Origin of the sequence: Kribbella sp. NPDC023855, from assembly GCF_040639475.1 — a bacterium.
In the GTDB taxonomy this organism is placed as follows: domain Bacteria; phylum Actinomycetota; class Actinomycetes; order Propionibacteriales; family Kribbellaceae; genus Kribbella.
In genome coordinates, this window is sequence record NZ_JBFAAA010000004.1 from 99,110 (window position 1) to 115,996 (window position 16,887).

Annotated in this window: 20 protein-coding genes; 8 read left to right on the plus strand and 12 right to left on the minus strand. The window is 68.5% G+C overall.

What is annotated here, in order from left to right; genetic code table 11:
- Positions 1–16: 16 nt before the first annotated feature.
- From AB0F51_RS15795 to AB0F51_RS15820, 6 genes are read right to left on the minus strand one after another with little or no spacing between them, the layout of a single operon-like run.
- A complete protein-coding gene (locus AB0F51_RS15795) occupies positions 17–505 on the minus strand; it encodes a GMC family oxidoreductase (RefSeq protein WP_360280009.1) in 489 nt (162 codons plus the stop codon).
- Between the two features lie 20 nt (positions 506–525).
- Entirely contained in the window at positions 526–1,179 is a 654-nt protein-coding gene (locus tag AB0F51_RS15800) for a response regulator transcription factor (protein ID WP_360280012.1), read from the minus strand.
- Complete coding sequence (locus AB0F51_RS15805) at positions 1,176–2,132, minus strand: HAMP domain-containing sensor histidine kinase (RefSeq protein WP_360280015.1); 957 nt, start codon at positions 2,130–2,132, stop codon at positions 1,176–1,178. The genes AB0F51_RS15800 and AB0F51_RS15805 overlap by 4 nt, the downstream gene beginning before the upstream one ends.
- Positions 2,133–2,168: 36 nt before the next feature.
- The gene (locus AB0F51_RS15810) at positions 2,169–2,972 is read right to left on the minus strand and encodes a rod shape-determining protein (protein ID WP_360280018.1); all 804 of its coding nucleotides are present in this window, start codon (positions 2,970–2,972) and stop codon (positions 2,169–2,171) included.
- On the minus strand, positions 2,969–3,340 hold the full coding sequence (locus tag AB0F51_RS15815; RefSeq protein ID WP_360280020.1) for a TraR/DksA C4-type zinc finger protein: 372 nt from the start codon (positions 3,338–3,340) through the stop codon (positions 2,969–2,971). Before AB0F51_RS15815 ends, AB0F51_RS15810 begins: the two co-directional genes overlap by 4 nt.
- A 30-nt stretch (positions 3,341–3,370) precedes the next feature.
- Positions 3,371–3,679: a TraR/DksA C4-type zinc finger protein gene (locus tag AB0F51_RS15820; RefSeq protein ID WP_360280023.1), complete on the minus strand. Its 309-nt coding sequence runs from the start codon at positions 3,677–3,679 to the stop codon at positions 3,371–3,373.
- Positions 3,680–3,848: 169 nt separating this feature from the next.
- Between AB0F51_RS15820 and AB0F51_RS15825 the strand changes: the two genes are divergently transcribed.
- A complete protein-coding gene (locus tag AB0F51_RS15825) occupies positions 3,849–4,085 on the plus strand; it encodes a hypothetical protein (RefSeq protein WP_360280025.1) in 237 nt (78 codons plus the stop codon).
- Positions 4,082–4,780 carry an alpha/beta hydrolase gene (locus tag AB0F51_RS15830; RefSeq protein WP_360280027.1) on the plus strand — a complete coding sequence of 233 codons (699 nt, stop codon included), beginning with the start codon at positions 4,082–4,084 and terminating at the stop codon, positions 4,778–4,780. Before AB0F51_RS15825 ends, AB0F51_RS15830 begins: the two co-directional genes overlap by 4 nt.
- A 31-nt stretch (positions 4,781–4,811) precedes the next feature.
- Here AB0F51_RS15830 and AB0F51_RS15835 read toward each other — a convergent pair whose 3' ends face one another.
- The 3 genes from AB0F51_RS15835 to AB0F51_RS15845 form a co-directional block, all read right to left on the minus strand.
- The gene (locus tag AB0F51_RS15835; protein WP_360280029.1) at positions 4,812–5,255 is read right to left on the minus strand and encodes a PaaI family thioesterase; all 444 of its coding nucleotides are present in this window, start codon (positions 5,253–5,255) and stop codon (positions 4,812–4,814) included.
- A 47-nt stretch (positions 5,256–5,302) separates the two neighbouring features.
- Positions 5,303–5,836: a hypothetical protein gene (locus AB0F51_RS15840; RefSeq protein ID WP_360280032.1), complete on the minus strand. Its 534-nt coding sequence runs from the start codon at positions 5,834–5,836 to the stop codon at positions 5,303–5,305.
- A gap of 63 nt (positions 5,837–5,899) precedes the next feature.
- A complete protein-coding gene (locus AB0F51_RS15845; RefSeq protein ID WP_360280035.1) occupies positions 5,900–6,802 on the minus strand; it encodes a serine/threonine-protein kinase in 903 nt (300 codons plus the stop codon).
- 83 nt (positions 6,803–6,885) lie between these two features.
- Here AB0F51_RS15845 and AB0F51_RS15850 point away from each other — a divergent pair, with 83 nt between their 5' ends.
- From AB0F51_RS15850 to rph, 4 genes are all read left to right on the plus strand, one after another.
- Positions 6,886–7,446: an RNA polymerase sigma factor gene (locus AB0F51_RS15850; protein WP_360280037.1), complete on the plus strand. Its 561-nt coding sequence runs from the start codon at positions 6,886–6,888 to the stop codon at positions 7,444–7,446.
- A gap of 2 nt (positions 7,447–7,448) precedes the next feature.
- Positions 7,449–8,210 (plus strand): hypothetical protein, encoded by a 762-nt coding sequence (locus AB0F51_RS15855; protein WP_360280040.1) that lies wholly within the window; start codon positions 7,449–7,451, stop codon positions 8,208–8,210.
- A 103-nt stretch (positions 8,211–8,313) separates the two neighbouring features.
- Complete coding sequence (locus AB0F51_RS15860; protein ID WP_360280043.1) at positions 8,314–9,006, plus strand: hypothetical protein; 693 nt, start codon at positions 8,314–8,316, stop codon at positions 9,004–9,006.
- Between the two features lie 146 nt (positions 9,007–9,152).
- Positions 9,153–11,771, plus strand: a complete 2,619-nt coding sequence (gene rph, locus AB0F51_RS15865; RefSeq protein ID WP_360280046.1) for a rifamycin-inactivating phosphotransferase — start codon at positions 9,153–9,155, stop codon at positions 11,769–11,771.
- A gap of 2 nt (positions 11,772–11,773) precedes the next feature.
- Here rph and AB0F51_RS15870 read toward each other — a convergent pair whose 3' ends face one another.
- Positions 11,774–12,616, minus strand: coding sequence for a universal stress protein (locus AB0F51_RS15870; RefSeq protein WP_360280049.1), 843 nt, complete (start codon positions 12,614–12,616; stop codon positions 11,774–11,776).
- Positions 12,617–12,620: 4 nt separating this feature from the next.
- Positions 12,621–13,601: a hypothetical protein gene (locus AB0F51_RS15875; protein ID WP_360280051.1), complete on the minus strand. Its 981-nt coding sequence runs from the start codon at positions 13,599–13,601 to the stop codon at positions 12,621–12,623.
- A gap of 193 nt (positions 13,602–13,794) precedes the next feature.
- On the opposite strand from AB0F51_RS15875, the gene AB0F51_RS15880 reads away from it, so the two are divergent.
- Positions 13,795–14,349: a hypothetical protein gene (locus AB0F51_RS15880; RefSeq protein WP_360280054.1), complete on the plus strand. Its 555-nt coding sequence runs from the start codon at positions 13,795–13,797 to the stop codon at positions 14,347–14,349.
- 9 nt (positions 14,350–14,358) lie between these two features.
- Here the strand turns inward: AB0F51_RS15880 and AB0F51_RS15885 are convergent, their stop codons facing one another.
- Positions 14,359–16,113: a GAF domain-containing protein gene (locus AB0F51_RS15885; RefSeq protein WP_360280057.1), complete on the minus strand. Its 1,755-nt coding sequence runs from the start codon at positions 16,111–16,113 to the stop codon at positions 14,359–14,361.
- 111 nt (positions 16,114–16,224) lie between these two features.
- Here AB0F51_RS15885 and AB0F51_RS15890 point away from each other — a divergent pair, with 111 nt between their 5' ends.
- Positions 16,225–16,881, plus strand: a complete 657-nt coding sequence (locus AB0F51_RS15890; RefSeq protein WP_360280060.1) for a response regulator transcription factor — start codon at positions 16,225–16,227, stop codon at positions 16,879–16,881.
- Positions 16,882–16,887 lie beyond the last annotated feature (6 nt).

Below are 16,887 nucleotides of genomic sequence, written 5' to 3' on the forward strand. Positions count from 1 at the left end.
AGCTGATCGATCATGGTCATGCCTCCTCGAGGACATAGTCTCCGGCGATCCATCCGACCGCCATCGTCGGTGCGGCGGTGTTGCCGGACACCTGGACAGGCAGGACCGAAGCGTCGGCGATCCGCAGACCGTCGACCCCGCGGACCCGGAGTCGCGAATCAACGACATCCTCTTCGTCTGGGCCCATGGCTGCCGATCCGACCGCGTGGAAGATGCCTGCGCCGGTGTCGAGGGAGTACCGGAGCACCTGCTCTGGGGTGGAGACCGCAGGCCCGGGGTACTCCTCGTCCAGGATGTAGTCAGCGATCGGGCCCTGGCTGAAGACGCTGCGTGCGGTGTTCAAGATCGTGGCGGTCGCCTTGCGATCGCCTTCATCCTCGAGGAAACGTGCGTCGATGATCGGTGCGTTTTCGGGAAGCTTGCCGGACAGGTGGATGGACCCGGTGGTGGTGGGGCGGGTCTGGTAGCCCATGAACATGATCCCGGAATGCTTTGCGAGCTTCATGGTGGCGCTGGGTCACTGCTTCAGGGTTCGATCAGGCCGGCTCGGATGGCGTAGCGGGTGAGGTCCAGCCGGTCGCGGAGGCCTAGTTTTTGGAGCATGTTGGCGCGGTGGCGTTCGACGGTTTTGACGCTGATGAAGAGGAGTTCGCCGATTTCTTTGGAGGAGTGGCCTTCGGCGACGAGTTTGAGCACCTCCTCCTCGCGGGCGGTCAAGACCTGTTCCGGCACGCCTTCGCCGCGGCGTACGCGGTCGAGGTAGTCGCGGATGAGGGCGGTGACCGCGCCGGGGTAGAGGAACGGTTCGCCGCGCATCGCGGCTCGGCAGGCTGCTACCAGGTCGCGGTCGGCGACCGACTTCAAGACGTAGCCGGATGCTCCGGATCGGAGGGCCTGGAAGAAGTACTGCAGGTCGTCGTACATCGAGAGCATGAGGATGCGCAGTTCGGGGCGGAGGACGGACAGTTCGCGGGCGGCTTGCAGGCCGGTCATTCGGGGCATCGCGACGTCGAGAATGGCCAGGTCGAAGTCCTGGGTGCGGGCCGCGGCGATCGCTTCCGCGCCGTCGCCGACCTCGGCGACCACGGTCAGGTCGGGTTCGCTGTCGAGGATGAGGCGGACTCCGCGGCGTACCAGCGCGTGGTCGTCGGCGAGCAGGATCCGGATCGGTGTGGTCATCGGCTGTTGCGGGACAGAGGGACGGACAGGCTCACTTGGACGCCACCTTGGGGCGATGGCTCGAGTTCCAGTTTCGCGCCGATCAGCAGGGCGCGTTCGCGCATGCCGCGGATGCCGGCGCCCTCGTGGGCGAGCCCGATCCCGTGGCCGTTGTCGCTGATGACCAACCGGAGGTGGTCGCCGTCGCGGAAGAGGCTCACCGCGACCTCGGTGGCCTCGGCATGCCGGGCGACGTTGGTCAGTCCTTCTTGGGTGACGCGGTAGAGCACTAGTTCTGCTTGCTGATCCAGCTTCGGCAGGTCGGAGTCGAAGCGGCGATCGACGGCCAGTCCGGTGTGTGTGGACAGATCAGTGGTAAGGGTCGTCAGCGCACTGATCAGCCCGAGATCTTCCAGTACGCCGGGCCGCAGCCGCCGCGCGAGTCGGCGTACGTCGTCCAGGCTCCCGCGAGTCGTCTCCTGGGCATGCTGCAGGTCGGCTCGCAGAGCCGGATCGGTCGTGTGGTCGGCGGCCCGTTTCAGCTCGAGCAGGACTGCGGTCATGCTTTGGCCGACCTCGTCGTGGAGCTCCTGCGCGATGCGGCGCCGCTCGCTCTCCTGTGCCGACAGGGCTCGCGCGCTGCTGGTGGCTCGCTCATCCTCCAGCCGGCCGAGCATGTCGTTGAACGCCCGGACCAGATCCGGAACACCTCCGTGGCCGGCCACTGACAGCCGCTGTCCCGGGCGAAGCAGATCAACCGTGGCCATCCGCCGGGTCACGCGCTCCAACGGTGCCAGGCCCACGCGCAGCAAGACGGCGTTGGCCACCAGCATCACCCCTAGGCCGACGATCAGGACCACAGCCTCAGCCAGGGCAACCGGTACTGACACCGTCACCGGCGCCCACAGCAGTAACGCCGTGGCCGCGCCGAGCACGAGCGCATTGAGCCCGAAGATCCGCCAGAACAACGCCATCGATACCGTCGCCTTCCTCGATCACACCTCTGCCCACTATCCGCCCTTGGCCCCGCCGGGGTGCCGCCGGGCAGCGCCCAGGACGAGGCCGGCGCCGCGGAGAGCGGCGACCTGTGGGGCGGCAGCCGGCCGCACCGAGGCGTGCAACTGTTTGGACAACCGGTACGTGATCTCAGGTCGCAGCGCACCACCTCCGGTGAGCAGCACCCCACGGTCCAGAGCATCGACGACCTGTACTCCGCAGTCGAGGCGCAGCAGGTCGGTCACCGCTCCCACGATCGACTCCACCAGCCCGGCAATGCTCGTACCAGCGCCAAGATCGGAAGTGCCCAGTTCGAGCCGGCAGCCCTGCGCTACCTGACCGTCCACCAGCAGACCCACCTCGGTCAGCCCGGCCCCGACGTCCACCACCAGCAAAGGCCGAATCAGGTCGGCGCGAGCTCCGAGCGCGGCGGCCTTCACGCTCGCGATGGTCACGATGCTGCGCGCGTCGAGCACCTCCAGAGTCGCGATGGCCGTACTGCGGTGCGGGTCGGCGCAGAGAAGCGGAGTGATCAGGACGACCGTCGAGTACCGACCGAGACCTGCTCGGCGACCGAGAAGATGATCGAGGCATCGGCTGGCTCCGGGCAGGTCGACGACGACACCGCGCTGCACCGGACGTCGGATGCCGCTCATGCCCGCAGGGGCGGCCGTGGCTGCGTCGACGGTCAGCCCTGTGTCGGGCATCCATGCTCGAGTGCGGGCGCTGCCCAGGTCGATCGCGATGCCGCTCGACCGCTGGGTGGCCCACCAGGTGCCGCGTCGCCGTTGCGGAATCGCCCGGCCCAGTGACGTCACGAGATCCCTTCTTTGAGTTGGTGGCAGGGGCCGCAGTAGCGGGCGTGGGGGAGGATGCGCAACCGGCGTACGGGGATCGGGCGGTCGCAGAGGTGGCAGTTGCCGTAGTGGCCGGTTTCGACCCGCCTGAGGGCGGCGTCGACTTCGACGAGGACTGCTTGGGCGGCGGTCGCGAGCGCGGTCAGCACCTCTTCGCGGGCCAGCGTGTCCTGGTCGCGGGAGAGACTGCGGTGAAGCGGCAGGAGCTCGGCGAGGCCGTCGAGTTGCTCGCGACGGAACTTGCGCTCGTCCTGGAGGGCGGCCCGCAGCGCGGTCACGTCCCCGGGAGTCAGGCGCCCTTCGTCGACGGTGGCGAACGTGTAGCTCAACACATCACCTCTCCAAGACGGGCAGAACCCTCAGGACTTCTGCTGGCAACCGACGCAGTACCGGGTGTAGGGCAGGATCTCGAGCCGTTCGACCGGGATGCCGGTGCCACAGCTCTGGCAGGCGCCGTAGGTGCCGTCGGCAACACGGCCCTCGGCTGCGTCGATCTCGGTCAGAACTCGCCGGATAGCGGCCGCCTGAGCCGAGCTGAGTTCCTTGTCGGCAAGGGCCGCGCCGGCTTCGATGGCACTCAGCTGGGTCAGCCGGGAGTTGCGTTCATGGGCCAGCCGGCGCCGGGCCTCGGGCGCGGTCAGGTTGGGGGAGCGAGCCACGGTGGTCACAGAAATCCGTCCTCTCAGGGGGTCCTGTCTTCAACCATGGCCGACGGGACCGGCCGGGACCATCGGTGCCAGCACCCATCTTGCGGAGGGTCTAGTGATCGGCTGAGGGGATCGAGTTGATCGGAGATCATCGCTTTTCTCGATCCAAGGATGGCCATAGCGTCGTGGCATGACGACCTTGGAGCCGACTCCGGAGCCGCTGTCCAGTCCGCGCGCCACGCCCTTCACAGACCTGGGCTGGGTGGACGTCCAGACGCGGGTGGCCGAGGCGGGCGACTACCTGGTGGCGACCACCGACCCGGACGGACGGCCGCACGTGGTCGAGCCGGCCCAGGTGTTTGCCTTCGGCAAAGAAGACGGATTCACCGCCACTTGCTGGCGTTTCACACGAGGAGATGGGCGATGAGCACCTTTGTGTTGATCCACGGCGGTGGCGACGTCGGTTGGTCGTGGCACCTGGTGGAGGCCGAACTCCGGGCCCGTGGGCACGAGGTGCTGGCTCCCGATCTTCCGGGCGACGACGAGTCGCACACCCTGACGGACTACGCCGACGCCGTGGTCGATGCCGTCGACGGAAGGCAGGACCTGGTCGTCGTGGGTCAGTCGTTCGGTGCGTTCACCGCGTCGCTGGTCGCCGATCGGCTGTCTGCCGACGTACTGGTCCTGCTGGCCGGCATGATCCCGGCACCGGGCGAGTCGCCGGACGACTGGTGGGCCAACACCGGTTACCAGGCGGCAGTGGCCGAGCAGTCCGCACGCGACGGGGGCCTAACGGGCAACAAGGATCCCTACGTGAGCTTCTACCACGACGTACCGCGGCAGCTGGCCAAGGAAGCGTTGAGCCGGGAGCGCGCGCATCCGTCCAGTACGGCGTCCGCAGCGCCGTGGCCGTTGGACGCGTGGCCCGACGTACCGACGAAGTTCATCCTCTGCAGCGAGGACCGCTTCTTCCCACCCGACTTCTTCCGCCGGCTGGTCCCCGACCGCCTTGGCATCGTCCCGGACGAAATCCCCGGCAGCCACTGCGTCGCCCTCAGCCACCCGACCGAACTCGCCAATCTCTTGGAGAGCTACGCGACGGGCGCAAAACTCGAGCGGTAAAACGAGGCCGTCACCCCGAAGATCGGAGCCGTCAGAGGATCATGCAGGTGGTGGTGGCGTGGGCGATCAGCTTTCCCTGGTCGTCGAGGACTCTGCCCTCGGCCGTTGCGGTACGACGGCCCGCGTGGATGACCGTACCCGTCGCGGTGAGGGTTTGGCCGTCGGTGCGGGCGGTGCGGATGTAGTTCACCTTGAGTTCCAAGGTGGTGAAGCCGACACCGGCCGGCAGAGTCGTGTGCACCGCGCAACCGAGAGCGGAGTCGAGGAGGGTCGCCGCGATCCCGCCGTGGACCGCGCCCAGCGGATTGGCGAAGTCCGGCCGGGTGTCGAGGGAGATGACGATGCGGCCGTGCTCGACCTCGTCGAAGCGCATCCCGAGCAGGCGGCCAATGGACGGGAAGTCGGTGGGGCTGTGCTTCTGCACCCACTGCATCACTTCCAGGCCGGACATCTGGGTGAAGTCTGCGGTCGTCACGATGGTTCCCCTCGGCTCGGCGTGCCGGAGGAACACTACGTTGCCGTTCAGGGGCTGGGATCCAGTGGGTTGTCCTGGTGCTGTTCGAGCAGGTGAAGGACCGGTACGCCGAGGTGGCGGCGGGCCTGGGCGGACCAGTCGATGTGGAGCAGTTCGGTGACGACGTGGGGGCGGGTGAGGACAACGACCTCCTGGCCGTTCACCAGTTTGATGTGGTCGACGAGCTCGTCCACAGGATGCCGGTGAGTGATCCACCCGTCCGCTTCCGGACCCAACGAGCGCAAGCGGTCAAGGCTGCGATCGAGCGCGGCGGTGGCCTGGGCGTCGATGGCGTGTTGCGCTTGCTGGGAGGCCTTGCGCGCCTCTTCGTCCGACTGGAGCGAGTAGCGTTCGGCCGCGATCCCGGTCAGTTCCGTACTGGCGAGGCTGGCCAGCGAGGCCTCGACCCGGGCGCTCGCGTCTTCGCACGGAACGATCAGGTGAAACTTGACCGGCTCCGGCGCGCTCGCGTAGAGCTCCACCAACCGGTCGGCGTCCGGCACGCTGACCTCTTGTTCCACCAGCACGACAACGTCGTACATCAGAACCACCTTCTTTCGACGCCGTACCAGTACCCAGAGGGCGGCGCGGCGACGCCGATGAGGTCAGAGGACCAGCCAGGCGGTGAGGGTGGCGAGTCCGAAGACGGCCAGGGCCGCGGTCCACACCAACGGAGCCGGCCAATCGGATGGTTGTGGGGGAGCGGCAGCGTCGTTTGCCGCGAGCAACTCGCGAGCGAAGGTCTGGGCGTCCTGGGGCCGCGTGTCGGGATCGGGGTCGAGCGCCGTCGTCAGTACGTCGACCACGCGCGGGCTGACGCCGTCGATCTCGGCAACAGGACGGCGCTGTGGCCGCCAATTCGCGCTGCGCCCGCTCGACGTACTCAGGTCCGGCGCCGGCCGGTCACCGGTCAGCAGCTCCCAGGTGACCACGGCGAGGGAGTACACGTCGGCGCGACCGTCGAACGTACCGATCCCGCCGGTCTGCTCCGGCGCCATGTAGGCAGGGGTGCCGGTGTTGACGGTGTACCCGGTGGCGTCCGCGAGCCGCTTGACGCTGCCCAGGTCGGCGACCAGCACTCGGGCGGGCTCGCTGGTCTTGTCCAGCAGAAGGTTGCTGGGCTTGATGTCGCGGTGGATGAAGCCGGCTTCGTGCAGCACCTGCACCGCTTCCGCCGCTTCGGCCGCGAGACGCAACGCCTCGGCTGGTTCCACCTGGCCCACGCACTCGGCCAGCGTCCCGCCGTTGACGTAGTCCATGACGAAGTACGGCCGGTTGTCGTCCACTCCGACGTCGTGGACCCGGACCACCCGCCGGCTCTCGATCCGGCGCAGCAGCCGCGCTTCGCTGAGGAATCGCTCCCGGACATCGGCGTGCAGCACCCAGTTGTCGGCGAGGACCTTCACCGCCACGGCCGTGTCGAGTTCGGGGTCGTATCCTTTCCAGACCGTGGCGAACGCCCCGGAGCCGACCCGGTGGTCGAGTCGGTAGCGGCCGATATGTTTCATCCTGCTCATTGTGACGTATCGCGGGGTGCTCCCAGGTCATCCTGGGGAGCCCGTGACCGGGGGATCGAGGGAGGACGACGGGCGTGCTGGATGACGACGGTGCACTGGACGAGCTGGTCGAGGCGGCCAGGCAGGGCGACCGGGAGGCCCTCGACGAGGTGCTGCTCCGGATCCGCCCGATGGTGGTGCGCCGGTGCACCCGGTTCCTGCCCCATCACGCCGACGCCGAGGACGCCGCTCAGGAAGCACTCCTGATCATCAGCCGCAAGATCACGTCGTACGCCGGACGTGGCTCCTTCCTGGGCTGGGTCACCGTGATCACCTCCAACGCCGCCCGGGCCACCTACCGATCGCTGCGGGACCGGGCGGACGCTCTCAGCGGGGTGGGAGCCGTGCCGGACGCGCCCGACCCGCGCACCACCAGCGTGATCGCCGGGACCCGCCTCGACTTGCTCGACGCCCTGGACGAGCTGGAGCAGTCGCATCCCGTGCTGGTCGAGTCGTTCATCCTGCGCGACCTGGGTGAGATGAGCTACAACGAGATCGCCGAACTGACCGAGACCAAGCTGGGCACAGTCAAAGACCGGATCCACCAGGCCCGCAAGTTCATGGAGCCGCGGCTGCGGCTCCGCGGCGTGCGCTAGCCATGCGATCGCGTACTGCGGGGTTGGTGCTCGGCGTCGCCGCGACGCTCGGGACGCTGGTGGGCGCGGTCGTCCTGCCTGATCGCGGGGCCGGCGGGGGCAACGACAACCAGACAACCGGGAAAACCCCGATCACCACGGCTACCAGCAAGTCAGCGTCACCGCGCCCGACACCGGCCCCCAGTACTCCGGACGGCGGACCGGTCACCGCTGCGAACATGCTGGACGTGGCCGATTTCCGCAAGGTCGGCCTGACCCTGACCGCGCAAGCTTCGGACGTCCGCCTGGAGATCGTGGGCTGTCAGAAGAACGAGACGCTGGACGCCATCGCGCTGAGCGGGCCGCCGGTCCAGCGGGTCTGGGAAGGCGGCACCGTCGTCGCCTACGAGCAGGCGATCGCCGCCCGCGACGAGGATGAGGCCGCGCAGGTCGCCAGGAAGGTGCTGCGCAAGCTCGAGGCCTGTCAGAAGGCCGCCGCCGGTCAGTGGGTCTACGGGCCGACTCACAGCGAACAGCTCGATCCGGCCACCGCCGCCAGTTGGCTCGGACAGGTCTCCGGCGAACTGAACACCACCGGACGCGCTCCCAAGGGCGAGAAGATCAACGGCGGAATGGCGGTACTGCGGCGCGGCACCCATGTCGGCGTACTGGCCATCAACTGGTGTTCGAGCGAAGGCGACGAGCCGGCCTGTGTGGTCGCCGGCAAGGGGGCGTACCAGCAGCTGGTAGCCCTGAGTCGTGCGGCGGCACTCCGCCTCGGCTGACGCCCGAAAAAGTCGTACCCAACAAAACCGCGCACCTGCCCCTCTCTGGTGGTGACAAAGCAACCGCCGTGCTCACCAGGAGCACGACCAGAGAGGAAATCTCATGCCCAGCGCGACCGGAACCACCAGCACGAAGATCGCCCGGCGTCCGATCCGTACCCTCGTCCTAGTCACGGTCGCCGGCGCGGCAGCGACCGCGGCCTCGGCGGGTCTGGGACTGGGCTCGGGTCCCACCAAGACCGCGCAGGCCGACCCGGGAGACACCGTGCTCCCGATCGGATCGAGCCAGTTGCTGCAGAGCGAGGACCTGGTCTCGATCGAGGTACCGCTGGACACCGCGAAGGTGGTCCTGAACCGCAACGACGACTTCTCCTCGTGCCTGGGTGAAGGCAACCCGTGGACCGCCGTTCTGCAGGGCTCCGCCAAGCCGGTCACGGTCTCCTGGTCGAGTCGGCGCAACGCCAACCAGGGGCTGTCCGAGTCGATCGCCCAGGCGAAGACGCCGGCCGAGGCCAAGGGCTACGCCAAGACGCTGGTCGACGAGGCGATCGGGCAGTGCCAGGGCAGCAAGTCCGACTGGGACTTCCACTACGGCAAGACCACGTCCTCGCCGGTCGGCACCGGTACTGCGACCTGGGCGTTGTCCTACACCGGCGACTCCAAGCGCGCGGACGGCGGCGTGATCGTCTTCTCGAAGGGCAACAACTTCGGCATCATGCACGTCACCGGCACCTGGGGCCCGGCCGGCCAGACGATGGAGTCGCTGGCGAAGGTCGCCGTCAGCCGGCTGGCCTGAGACGAGGCTCTGAAACGACGAGTGGCAAGGAGTTGATCTCCTTGCCACTACTAACGTATAGCAGCACAGGGGGCTTGCCGCAAGGCCCCGTTGGTGCTGGAGAATCCTCCACCGAAGCCATTGCCGACACGGTGGGGAAGTAGCGAATGCTTGAAGAAGGCAACAATCTGGCCCGGTCCGCGGAATCCGGCTACGTGCTGGATTTCGCGGAGATCGACCGGACGCAGGTCGCGGTGGTGGGAGGCAAAGGCGCGAACCTGGGAGAGCTTGCCCGGCTGGAAGGTGTCGACGTACCGGCGGGGTACTGCGTGACGACGGAGGCCTTCCGCCGGGTGCTGGCCGAGGAGCCGTCGATCGACGATCAGCTCGATCGACTGGCCCTGCTGGCCCCGGACGACCGGGAAGCGATCCGGACCCTCAGCGCGGAGCTCCGCGAAAGCATCGAGAAGATTGTTATCCCTGACGAGGTGGCGGCGGCGATCATCGGACCGCTCGCGCGGATCGGCGAGGACGCCGCGTACGCCGTCCGGTCGAGCGCGACGGCCGAGGACTTGCCGACCGCCTCCTTCGCGGGCCAGCAGGACACATACCTGAACGTCGTGGGGCCGAAGGCCGTGCTCGAGCACGTCAGCCGTTGCTGGGCCTCACTGTTCACCGAGCGAGCCGTGACGTATCGCCTGCGGAACGGCTTCGACCATCGCCGGGTTCAGATGGCCGTCGTCGTCCAGCGGATGGTCTCGTCGGAGGTCGCCGGCATCTTGTTCACCGCCGACCCGGTCACGTCGAACCGCAAGATCACCACGGTGGAGGCGAGTTTCGGCCTGGGGGAGGCGTTGGTCTCCGGTCTGGTGAACGCGGACGTCTACAAGGTGCGCGACGGCGAAGTCGTGGACAAGACGATCGGCACCAAGCAACTGGCAATCCTGGCGTCGCCGGAAGGCGGGACGCGGGAACAGGCGATCGAGCCCGAGTCGCGGGGCCGGGCCGCGCTGACGGATGCGCAGGTGCTCCGGCTTGCCCGGTTGGGCCGGGAGATCGAGGCGTACTTCGGCCAGCCGCAGGACATCGAGTGGTGCCTGGCCGACGACGGCTTCCAGATCGTCCAGAGCCGCCCGATCACGACGTTGTTCCCGCTCCCGGAGATCGGGGACCAAGGCAACCATGTCTACGTCTCGGTCGGCCATCAGCAGATGATGACCGACCCGATGAAGCCGCTGGGACTGTCCGTGTGGCGGTTGACGTCACCCGCACCGATGACCGAGGCCGGCGGCAGACTGTTCGTCGATGTCACCAAGATGCTGGCCTCGCCGGCCAGCCGGGACGGACTGGTGGCGACGCTGGGGAAGTCCGATCCGCTGATCGGGGACGCGTTGCGATCCGTCCTGGACCGCGGCGACTTCGTCCCGACGCTGCCGGACGAGGGACCCGCCTGGACGCCACCGGGCGGCGACTCGGACTCGATCGCCACCGACCCGGCCATCGTCACCGAGCTGGTCGCGAACATCCAGAGCTCCATCGAGGCCGCCCGGCGTGACCTCGCGACCATGTCCGGCCCCGAGGTCTTCGACGCCATCGTTGCCAACATCAAGCAGATGTGGGGCATCCCCCGGAGCCTGGAGGTGGTGATGGCGGGGATGAAGGCCTCGTGGTGGCTCAACGAGCACCTGCTCGAGTGGCTGGGCGAGAAGAACGCGGCCGACACGCTCACCCAGTCCGTCCCGCACAACGTTACCTCGGAGATGGGACTGGCCCTTCTCGATGTGGCGGACGCGATCCGTCCGCACCCCGCGGTGGTGGCCTTTCTCGAACAGGTCGAGGGCGATTCTCTGGACGGTCTGACCGAGGTCGAGGGCGGGCCGGAAGCGCTGGCTGCCATCCAGGCGTTCCTCGCCAAGTACGGCATGCGCTGCGTCGGCGAGATCGACATCACCAGGCCGCGCTGGAGTGAGCGGCCCACCACGCTGGTACCGCTGCTCCTGGGCAACGTCCGGAACTTCGAGCACGGCGCTGCGGAGCGTCGTTTCGAGCAGGGGCGGCAGGAGGCGTTGAAGAAGGAACAGGACGTCCTGGCGCGCCTGCGGGATTTGCCGGACGGCGAGCAGAAGGCCGAAGAGACCAAGCGGATGATCGACCGGGCCCGGACCTTCACCGGGTACCGCGAGTATCCGAAGTACGCGATGATCAGCCGGTACTTCGTGTACAAGCTAGCCTTGCTAGGAGAAGCGGACCGCCTGGTGGGTGCTGGGGTGCTCCGCGAGAGGGACGATGTCTTCTTTCTCCGGTTCGAGGAGTTCCGCGAGGCGGTGCGCACGCATGAGGTCGACTACGGGCTCATCCAGGAGCGGAAGGACGCGTTCGAGTCCTACCAAGCGCTCACTCCGCCGCGCGTGCTCACCTCGGACGGCGAGTCCGTCACCGGGACATATCGCCGCGACGACCTCCCAGCCGATGCGCTGGTGGGCCTTCCTGTGTCGGCCGGGACCATCGAGGGGCGCGCCCGCGTCATCCTCGACATGGCCGAGGCTGACATCGAACCGGGCGACATCCTGGTCACCGCCTACACGGACCCGAGTTGGTCGCCCCTGTTCGTCGCGATCGAAGGTCTGGTGACGGAGGTCGGTGGCCAGATGACCCATGGAGCAGTGGTGGCCCGGGAGTACGGCCTGCCGGCCGTCGTCGGGGTGGAGAACGCCACCCGCCTGATCCAGGACGGGCAGCGCATCCGGGTCAACGGAACGGACGGTTACATCGAGATCCTGCCCTGATCTCAGGCCGAGACCCCGTCGTGGACGATGGCGACCGGGCACCGGGCGTAGTGCAGAACGCCGCGGGAGACGGAGCCGAGGCGTAGCGGCGTGAACTGGGATCTGCCGAGACCGCCGACGACGAGCAGATCGGCGTACTGGGATTCTTTGGCGAGGACCTGGACGGGGTGGCCGGGGCGGTAGTGCGTCCTGAACACCACGTCCGGGTACTTGTCGCCCCAGCCGGCCAGTGCCTCGGTCACCATGACGCGAGCGTCGTGCCGCCAGGGCGCGTCGGCGGGGTCGAGCCAGAGGTCGGGTGACGGGAAGCTCTCCGGTATGTCGGGCACGTGGACGAGGGAGAGTTCGGCGCCACGTTCCGCGGCCGACTCGAAGGCGAACCTGATCGCGCCCTGACAGGCGTGCGAGCCGTCGACCCCGACGACGATCTGGCCCCGCGGACCGTGCACGGGCTGCCAACTGTCTGGTACGACGACCAGCGTGGTGCGAGCCAGTGCCGCGCAGACCTGTGAGGTCGAGCCCATCACCAGTTCGGCAAAGCCACCCAGGCCACGCCGGCCGACCACCAGGACCGGTTCGTCGGACGACAGCTTGAGCAGCACCTCGGCGGGATTCCCGGTCTCGAGTTCGAACGTGGCGTCGGTGCAGCCGAGCCGGCGGAGCTCCTCGACGGCCTCGTCGAGGACGCCGGCACCGGTCGTTTGCGTCTCCTCGTCGACAACGTGCACCGCTCTGACCCCCCAGCCGCGCCGCGCGGCAAGGTCGGCGGCCCAGGCGAGGGCGAGCAGGCCGTCGGCGGATCCGTCGATACCAACCACGATCGAGGGGCAGGGGTGCGGTAACACGAGGTCACCTCTCGCTGGGCGCGGTATGGACGAAGGTCGAGATGGGACGCCGGGGCGTCGTGGCCTGGCCGGTGGAGTGACCGAAACGGATCACCATGTGGGCGTAGCCCGGCTTTCCGGTGATGCGCTGGACGGTGCGGCGCAGGTCGTCGTACTCGAGCAACTGGTTGAGGAAGGCGGCCTTCAGTCCGTCGCGGGTGGCAGCGAGCAGGGTGTGCTGCAGCGCGAGGCCGGCCGTGAGCTGGTCGGTCAGCGAGTCGCCGACGGTGGAGAGAATCGCCAACGTGGGTTCGGCTTCGAAGGTCGCTTGCATCCGAGTCTGGTCGGTCGGCCGGGTGCCGAGGTCACGGACGGGAGACGGGTAGGCCGCCGAGCGCGGTCCCAGGACGGAGCTGGGAATACCGTCGGTACTGCGTTCGCCGCCGACCCAGTGGGAGCGCTCGGCGCGGCGGTGCCAGTCGCCGATCTCGCGCAGGTCGGTGTCGATCAGCAGCCTGAGCACTTCGTCGACCTTGTCGGCCGGCAGCCAGGTGAGCTCGGCGCCGTCGGCCATCGCGGCCTGGCTGAGCGCCATCCGCTCCTCGACCAGCACGCGCACCGGCCGGGCCGGCTCGCGGTTGGTGTGCCGGCGCGGGATCTGCTGGGCGAGTTCCTTGAGGGCATGGTCGGGGTTGTCGGTGGGCTCGACGACGACGCGGGCGACCAGGTCCGGCCGCGCCGGATCCGGTACCAGCCCGAACCAGCTGCTGTAACTCAGCGAGGCCGCGGCGCAGCGCAGGTTGAAGGTCGCGGCGCCGGCCGCGATGCGCATCGCCCGGCCGGTCGGGTCCTCGGCGGGGAGCGCGCGGGAACCGTCCAGGAAGACGTCGATCACGTTGCCGCTCACCTCGAACCGCCAGGGCTGGGTGTTGTGCATGCTCGGCGCGGCGACCGCGGCGATGAGCAGGGTGTCGATCTGCTCCATGGACAGCTGGGCTTCGGACATCAGGACCCTCCTCGACAGAACGGGCGGCGCTCGCTGCCCGCAGTACCAGCCTCGGTCCGGAGCCACCGGTTGCGCTGCGGGCAAGGGTCCCCTCTGGTCGGGCCCTTTGGCACCAGCGATCGTGACCAGGTGCTCTGCCGTGACCGGCCGGCCGGCCGCGACGATCAAGGTGTCCCGATGAAAGGAACAGACCATGACCACCACCTCGCACCGGCCGCACAGTCCCGCACCTGCGGTGAAGTCCGATCCCGTACCGACCCGGACCACGGCCACAGCCCGGGTTTTCGCCGTACTGCGGATCGCGTTCGGCCTGACGTTCCTGTGGGCCTTCGTCGACAAGGTCTTCGGCCTCGGCTACGCCACCCCGGCCGGCAAGGGCTGGATCGACGGCGGCGACCCGACCGCGGGGTTCCTGGGCAAGGGCGCCAGCGGACCGTTCGAGAACTTCTACCACTCGCTGGTCGGCGACTTCTGGGTCACGCCGCTGTTCATGCTCGCTCTCGCGGGGATCGGTCTGGCCCTCACCCTGGGTATCGGGATGCGGATCGCCGCGATCTCCGGCACGCTGCTCTACCTGATGATGTGGACCGCCGTGCTGCCCCCGGACAACAACCCGGTCATCGACGACCACATCCTCGGCGCCATCACCCTGGTCGCCCTCGCCATGGTTGCCGCAGGCAACGTCTGGGGCCTCGGCCGGAAGTGGTCCCAGCTGCCCATCGTCCAGCGCTACTCCTGGCTGCGGTGAACGAACTGTTCAGCTGGGGGTGGCGTTGAGGGGCGCGCGTAACTCCAGCACGGTGCCGTGGGGCTGGTTCGAATCCAGCCGCACGGCACCACCCAGTGCGGTGGCGCGTTCCTCGAGGTTGCGCAGGCCGCTGCGGCGATCGGTCGAGGTGATGCCGATGCCGTCGTCGGAGATCCGCGCGGTGACGTCGCTTCCGCTGACGATGATCTCGACCGTGACGCTGCCGGCCTCGGCATGACGGACGACGTTGGACAGGGATTCGCGGACGGCGGCGATGATCTGGGGCCGGACCGAGGCCGGTACGGCGGTGTCGATCGGGCCGGTGACGATCAGCTTGGGGCGGAAGCCCAGCGGACCGGCGTACTCGTCGACGAGGGTCTGCAGGTCGGTGCGCAGGGAGGGTTTGCCGGGCTGGCTCTGCAGCTCGAAGATCGCGCCGCGCAGGTCCCGGATGGTGGCGTCGATGTCCTCGACCGCGCGGGTGATGCGTTCCTGGACGTCAGGCTGGACCATCCGGTGCATGCCCTGCAGTTGCAGGCCGGTGGCGAACAGTCGCTGGATGACCAGGTCGTGGAGGTCTCGGGCGATCCGGTCGCGGTCTTCGAGGACGGCGAGAACCGAACGATTGCGCTGGGCCTGGGCCCGGTCGAGGGCCAGCGTCGCCTGGTTGGCGAACATCCGGACCAGGTCGGTACCGACCGACACCGCGAAGACGGCGCTGTGCTCGGCCGCGACCATCAGGATCCCGCCGGCCGTCGCGGCACCCGCGGGGAGCGGCGCGAAGATGGTGCGGCCCAGGTCGCCGATCTCGGGGAAGCCGGCCAGCTCACCGGTCTCCTTGGCGAGGGCGGACAGATCCTCGACCACGACCTGCTCGTCACCATTGAGTACGTCGGTGATGGCCGGCCGGCCCGCCGGCAGCCGCCGGCCGAGATAGCTGGTGAATTCCGCCGGCCCGTCGATCGCCTCGACGACCAGGTCACCCTCGTCGAGCAGCAGCACCGCTCCGAGTACCGATCCCGAGACCTCCCGGGCGCGAGTGGCGATCAATTGCAACGCCTGCTGGGAGTCGAACTCGCCGAGCATCAACTGGGTGATCTCGGCGGTGATCTCGTGCCACCGGCGGCGGCGTTCGGTGTCGGCGTACAGGCGGGCGTTGTCGATCACGACCCCGGCGGCGGCCGCCAGTGCGCTGACGGCCCGCTCGTCGTCCTCGGTGAAGTCGGCGTCCTCGGCCTTCTCGGTGAGGTAGAGATTGCCGAAGGCGTGCTCGCGGGTCCGGATCGGTACGCCGAGGAAGCTGCGCATCGGCGGGTGGTTGGCGGGGAACCCGAACGAGCGGGGGTGTTCGGCCAGGTCGGTCAGCCGCAGGGGCGTGGGGTGGTCGATCAGCAGGCCGAGGATGCCGTGCCCCTCGGGGTATGGGCCGATGGCGGCGATCTCCTCGGCGCTGACGCCGTGGGTGATGAAGCGGACCAGCCGTTTGCCGTCGGGGCCGACCACGCCGAGGGCGCCGTACCGGGCCCCGACGAGTTCGCAGGCGGCGGTGACGATTCGGTCCAGGGTGCTGTTCAGGTCGAGATCGGCGCCGATGCCGACGACGGCGTCCAGCAGCGCGCGGAGCCGTTCCTGGGAGTCCATGATCTCGTCGACCCGCCCAAGCAACTCCTGCAGCAGGGCATCGAGACGGACCCGGGACAGTTCGGCGAACTCCAGCGCGCCGTCGTCCCAGGACCCCGACCGCTTGTCCTCTCGCCCACCCATGCCGCCACCGTACGGAACTGCTGCCGGATTGGGAACCTGCCTGCGTACGCAGCGTCATCACAAGAGGAACCGGTCTACGCTGGGCAGCGAGAGCGTGTGGAGAGGCGGGACATGGCGATCAAGGTCTTCTTGCTCGACGATCACGAGGTGGTCCGGCTCGGGCTGCGGCAGCTGCTGGAGGCTGAGGACGATATCGAGGTGATCGGCGAGGCGGGGACGGCGGCGCAGGCGATCGCCCGGGTGCCCGCGTTGCGCCCGGATGTCGCCGTCCTGGACGTGCGGCTGCCGGACGGTGACGGGATCGCGGTGTGCCGGGAGATCCGGTCGGCGATGGACGTTCCGCCGGCCTGCCTGATGCTGACGTCGTACTCCGACGACGAGGCGCTGTTCACCGCGATCATGGCCGGTGCGGCCGGTTACCTGCTCAAGCAGGTGAGCGGGACCGACCTGGTCGGCGCCGTACGCCGGTTGGCGGCGGGCGAGTCGCTGCTGGACCCGGCGATGACCACGGCCGTGCTGGAGCGGTTGCGGCATCCCGCCGACGAGGACGACGACCCGCGGTACAAGTCGCTGACCGAGCAGGAGCGCAAGATCCTCGACCTGATCGCCGAGGGCAAGACCAACCGGCAGATCGCGGAGGCGATGTTCCTGGCCGAGAAGACGGTGAAGAACTACGTCTCCGGCCTGCTCCGCAAGCTGGGCATGGAACGCCGGACCGAGGCCGCCGTCTACGCCGTGGAACGCGCCAGGAACAGCCCGCCGAAGTGATGGCCG

What these genes read in the sequence shown, in the direction of transcription:
- AB0F51_RS15795 (WP_360280009.1), bottom strand. Translation starts at nt 505, where the DNA reads ATGAAGCTCGCAAAGCATTCCGGGATCATGTTCATGGGCTACCAGACC.
- AB0F51_RS15800 (WP_360280012.1), bottom strand. Translation starts at nt 1,179, where the DNA reads ATGACCACACCGATCCGGATCCTGCTCGCCGACGACCACGCGCTGGTA.
- AB0F51_RS15805 (WP_360280015.1), bottom strand. Translation starts at nt 2,132, where the DNA reads ATGGCGTTGTTCTGGCGGATCTTCGGGCTCAATGCGCTCGTGCTCGGC.
- AB0F51_RS15825 (WP_360280025.1), top strand. Translation starts at nt 3,849, where the DNA reads ATGACGACCTTGGAGCCGACTCCGGAGCCGCTGTCCAGTCCGCGCGCC.
- AB0F51_RS15830 (WP_360280027.1), top strand. Translation starts at nt 4,082, where the DNA reads ATGAGCACCTTTGTGTTGATCCACGGCGGTGGCGACGTCGGTTGGTCG.
- AB0F51_RS15840 (WP_360280032.1), bottom strand. Translation starts at nt 5,836, where the DNA reads ATGTACGACGTTGTCGTGCTGGTGGAACAAGAGGTCAGCGTGCCGGAC.
- AB0F51_RS15845 (WP_360280035.1), bottom strand. Translation starts at nt 6,802, where the DNA reads ATGAAACATATCGGCCGCTACCGACTCGACCACCGGGTCGGCTCCGGG.
- AB0F51_RS15855 (WP_360280040.1), top strand. Translation starts at nt 7,449, where the DNA reads ATGCGATCGCGTACTGCGGGGTTGGTGCTCGGCGTCGCCGCGACGCTC.
- AB0F51_RS15860 (WP_360280043.1), top strand. Translation starts at nt 8,314, where the DNA reads ATGCCCAGCGCGACCGGAACCACCAGCACGAAGATCGCCCGGCGTCCG.
- rph (WP_360280046.1), top strand. Translation starts at nt 9,153, where the DNA reads ATGCTTGAAGAAGGCAACAATCTGGCCCGGTCCGCGGAATCCGGCTAC.
- AB0F51_RS15875 (WP_360280051.1), bottom strand. Translation starts at nt 13,601, where the DNA reads ATGTCCGAAGCCCAGCTGTCCATGGAGCAGATCGACACCCTGCTCATC.
- AB0F51_RS15880 (WP_360280054.1), top strand. Translation starts at nt 13,795, where the DNA reads ATGACCACCACCTCGCACCGGCCGCACAGTCCCGCACCTGCGGTGAAG.
- AB0F51_RS15885 (WP_360280057.1), bottom strand. Translation starts at nt 16,113, where the DNA reads ATGGGTGGGCGAGAGGACAAGCGGTCGGGGTCCTGGGACGACGGCGCG.
- AB0F51_RS15890 (WP_360280060.1), top strand. Translation starts at nt 16,225, where the DNA reads ATGGCGATCAAGGTCTTCTTGCTCGACGATCACGAGGTGGTCCGGCTC.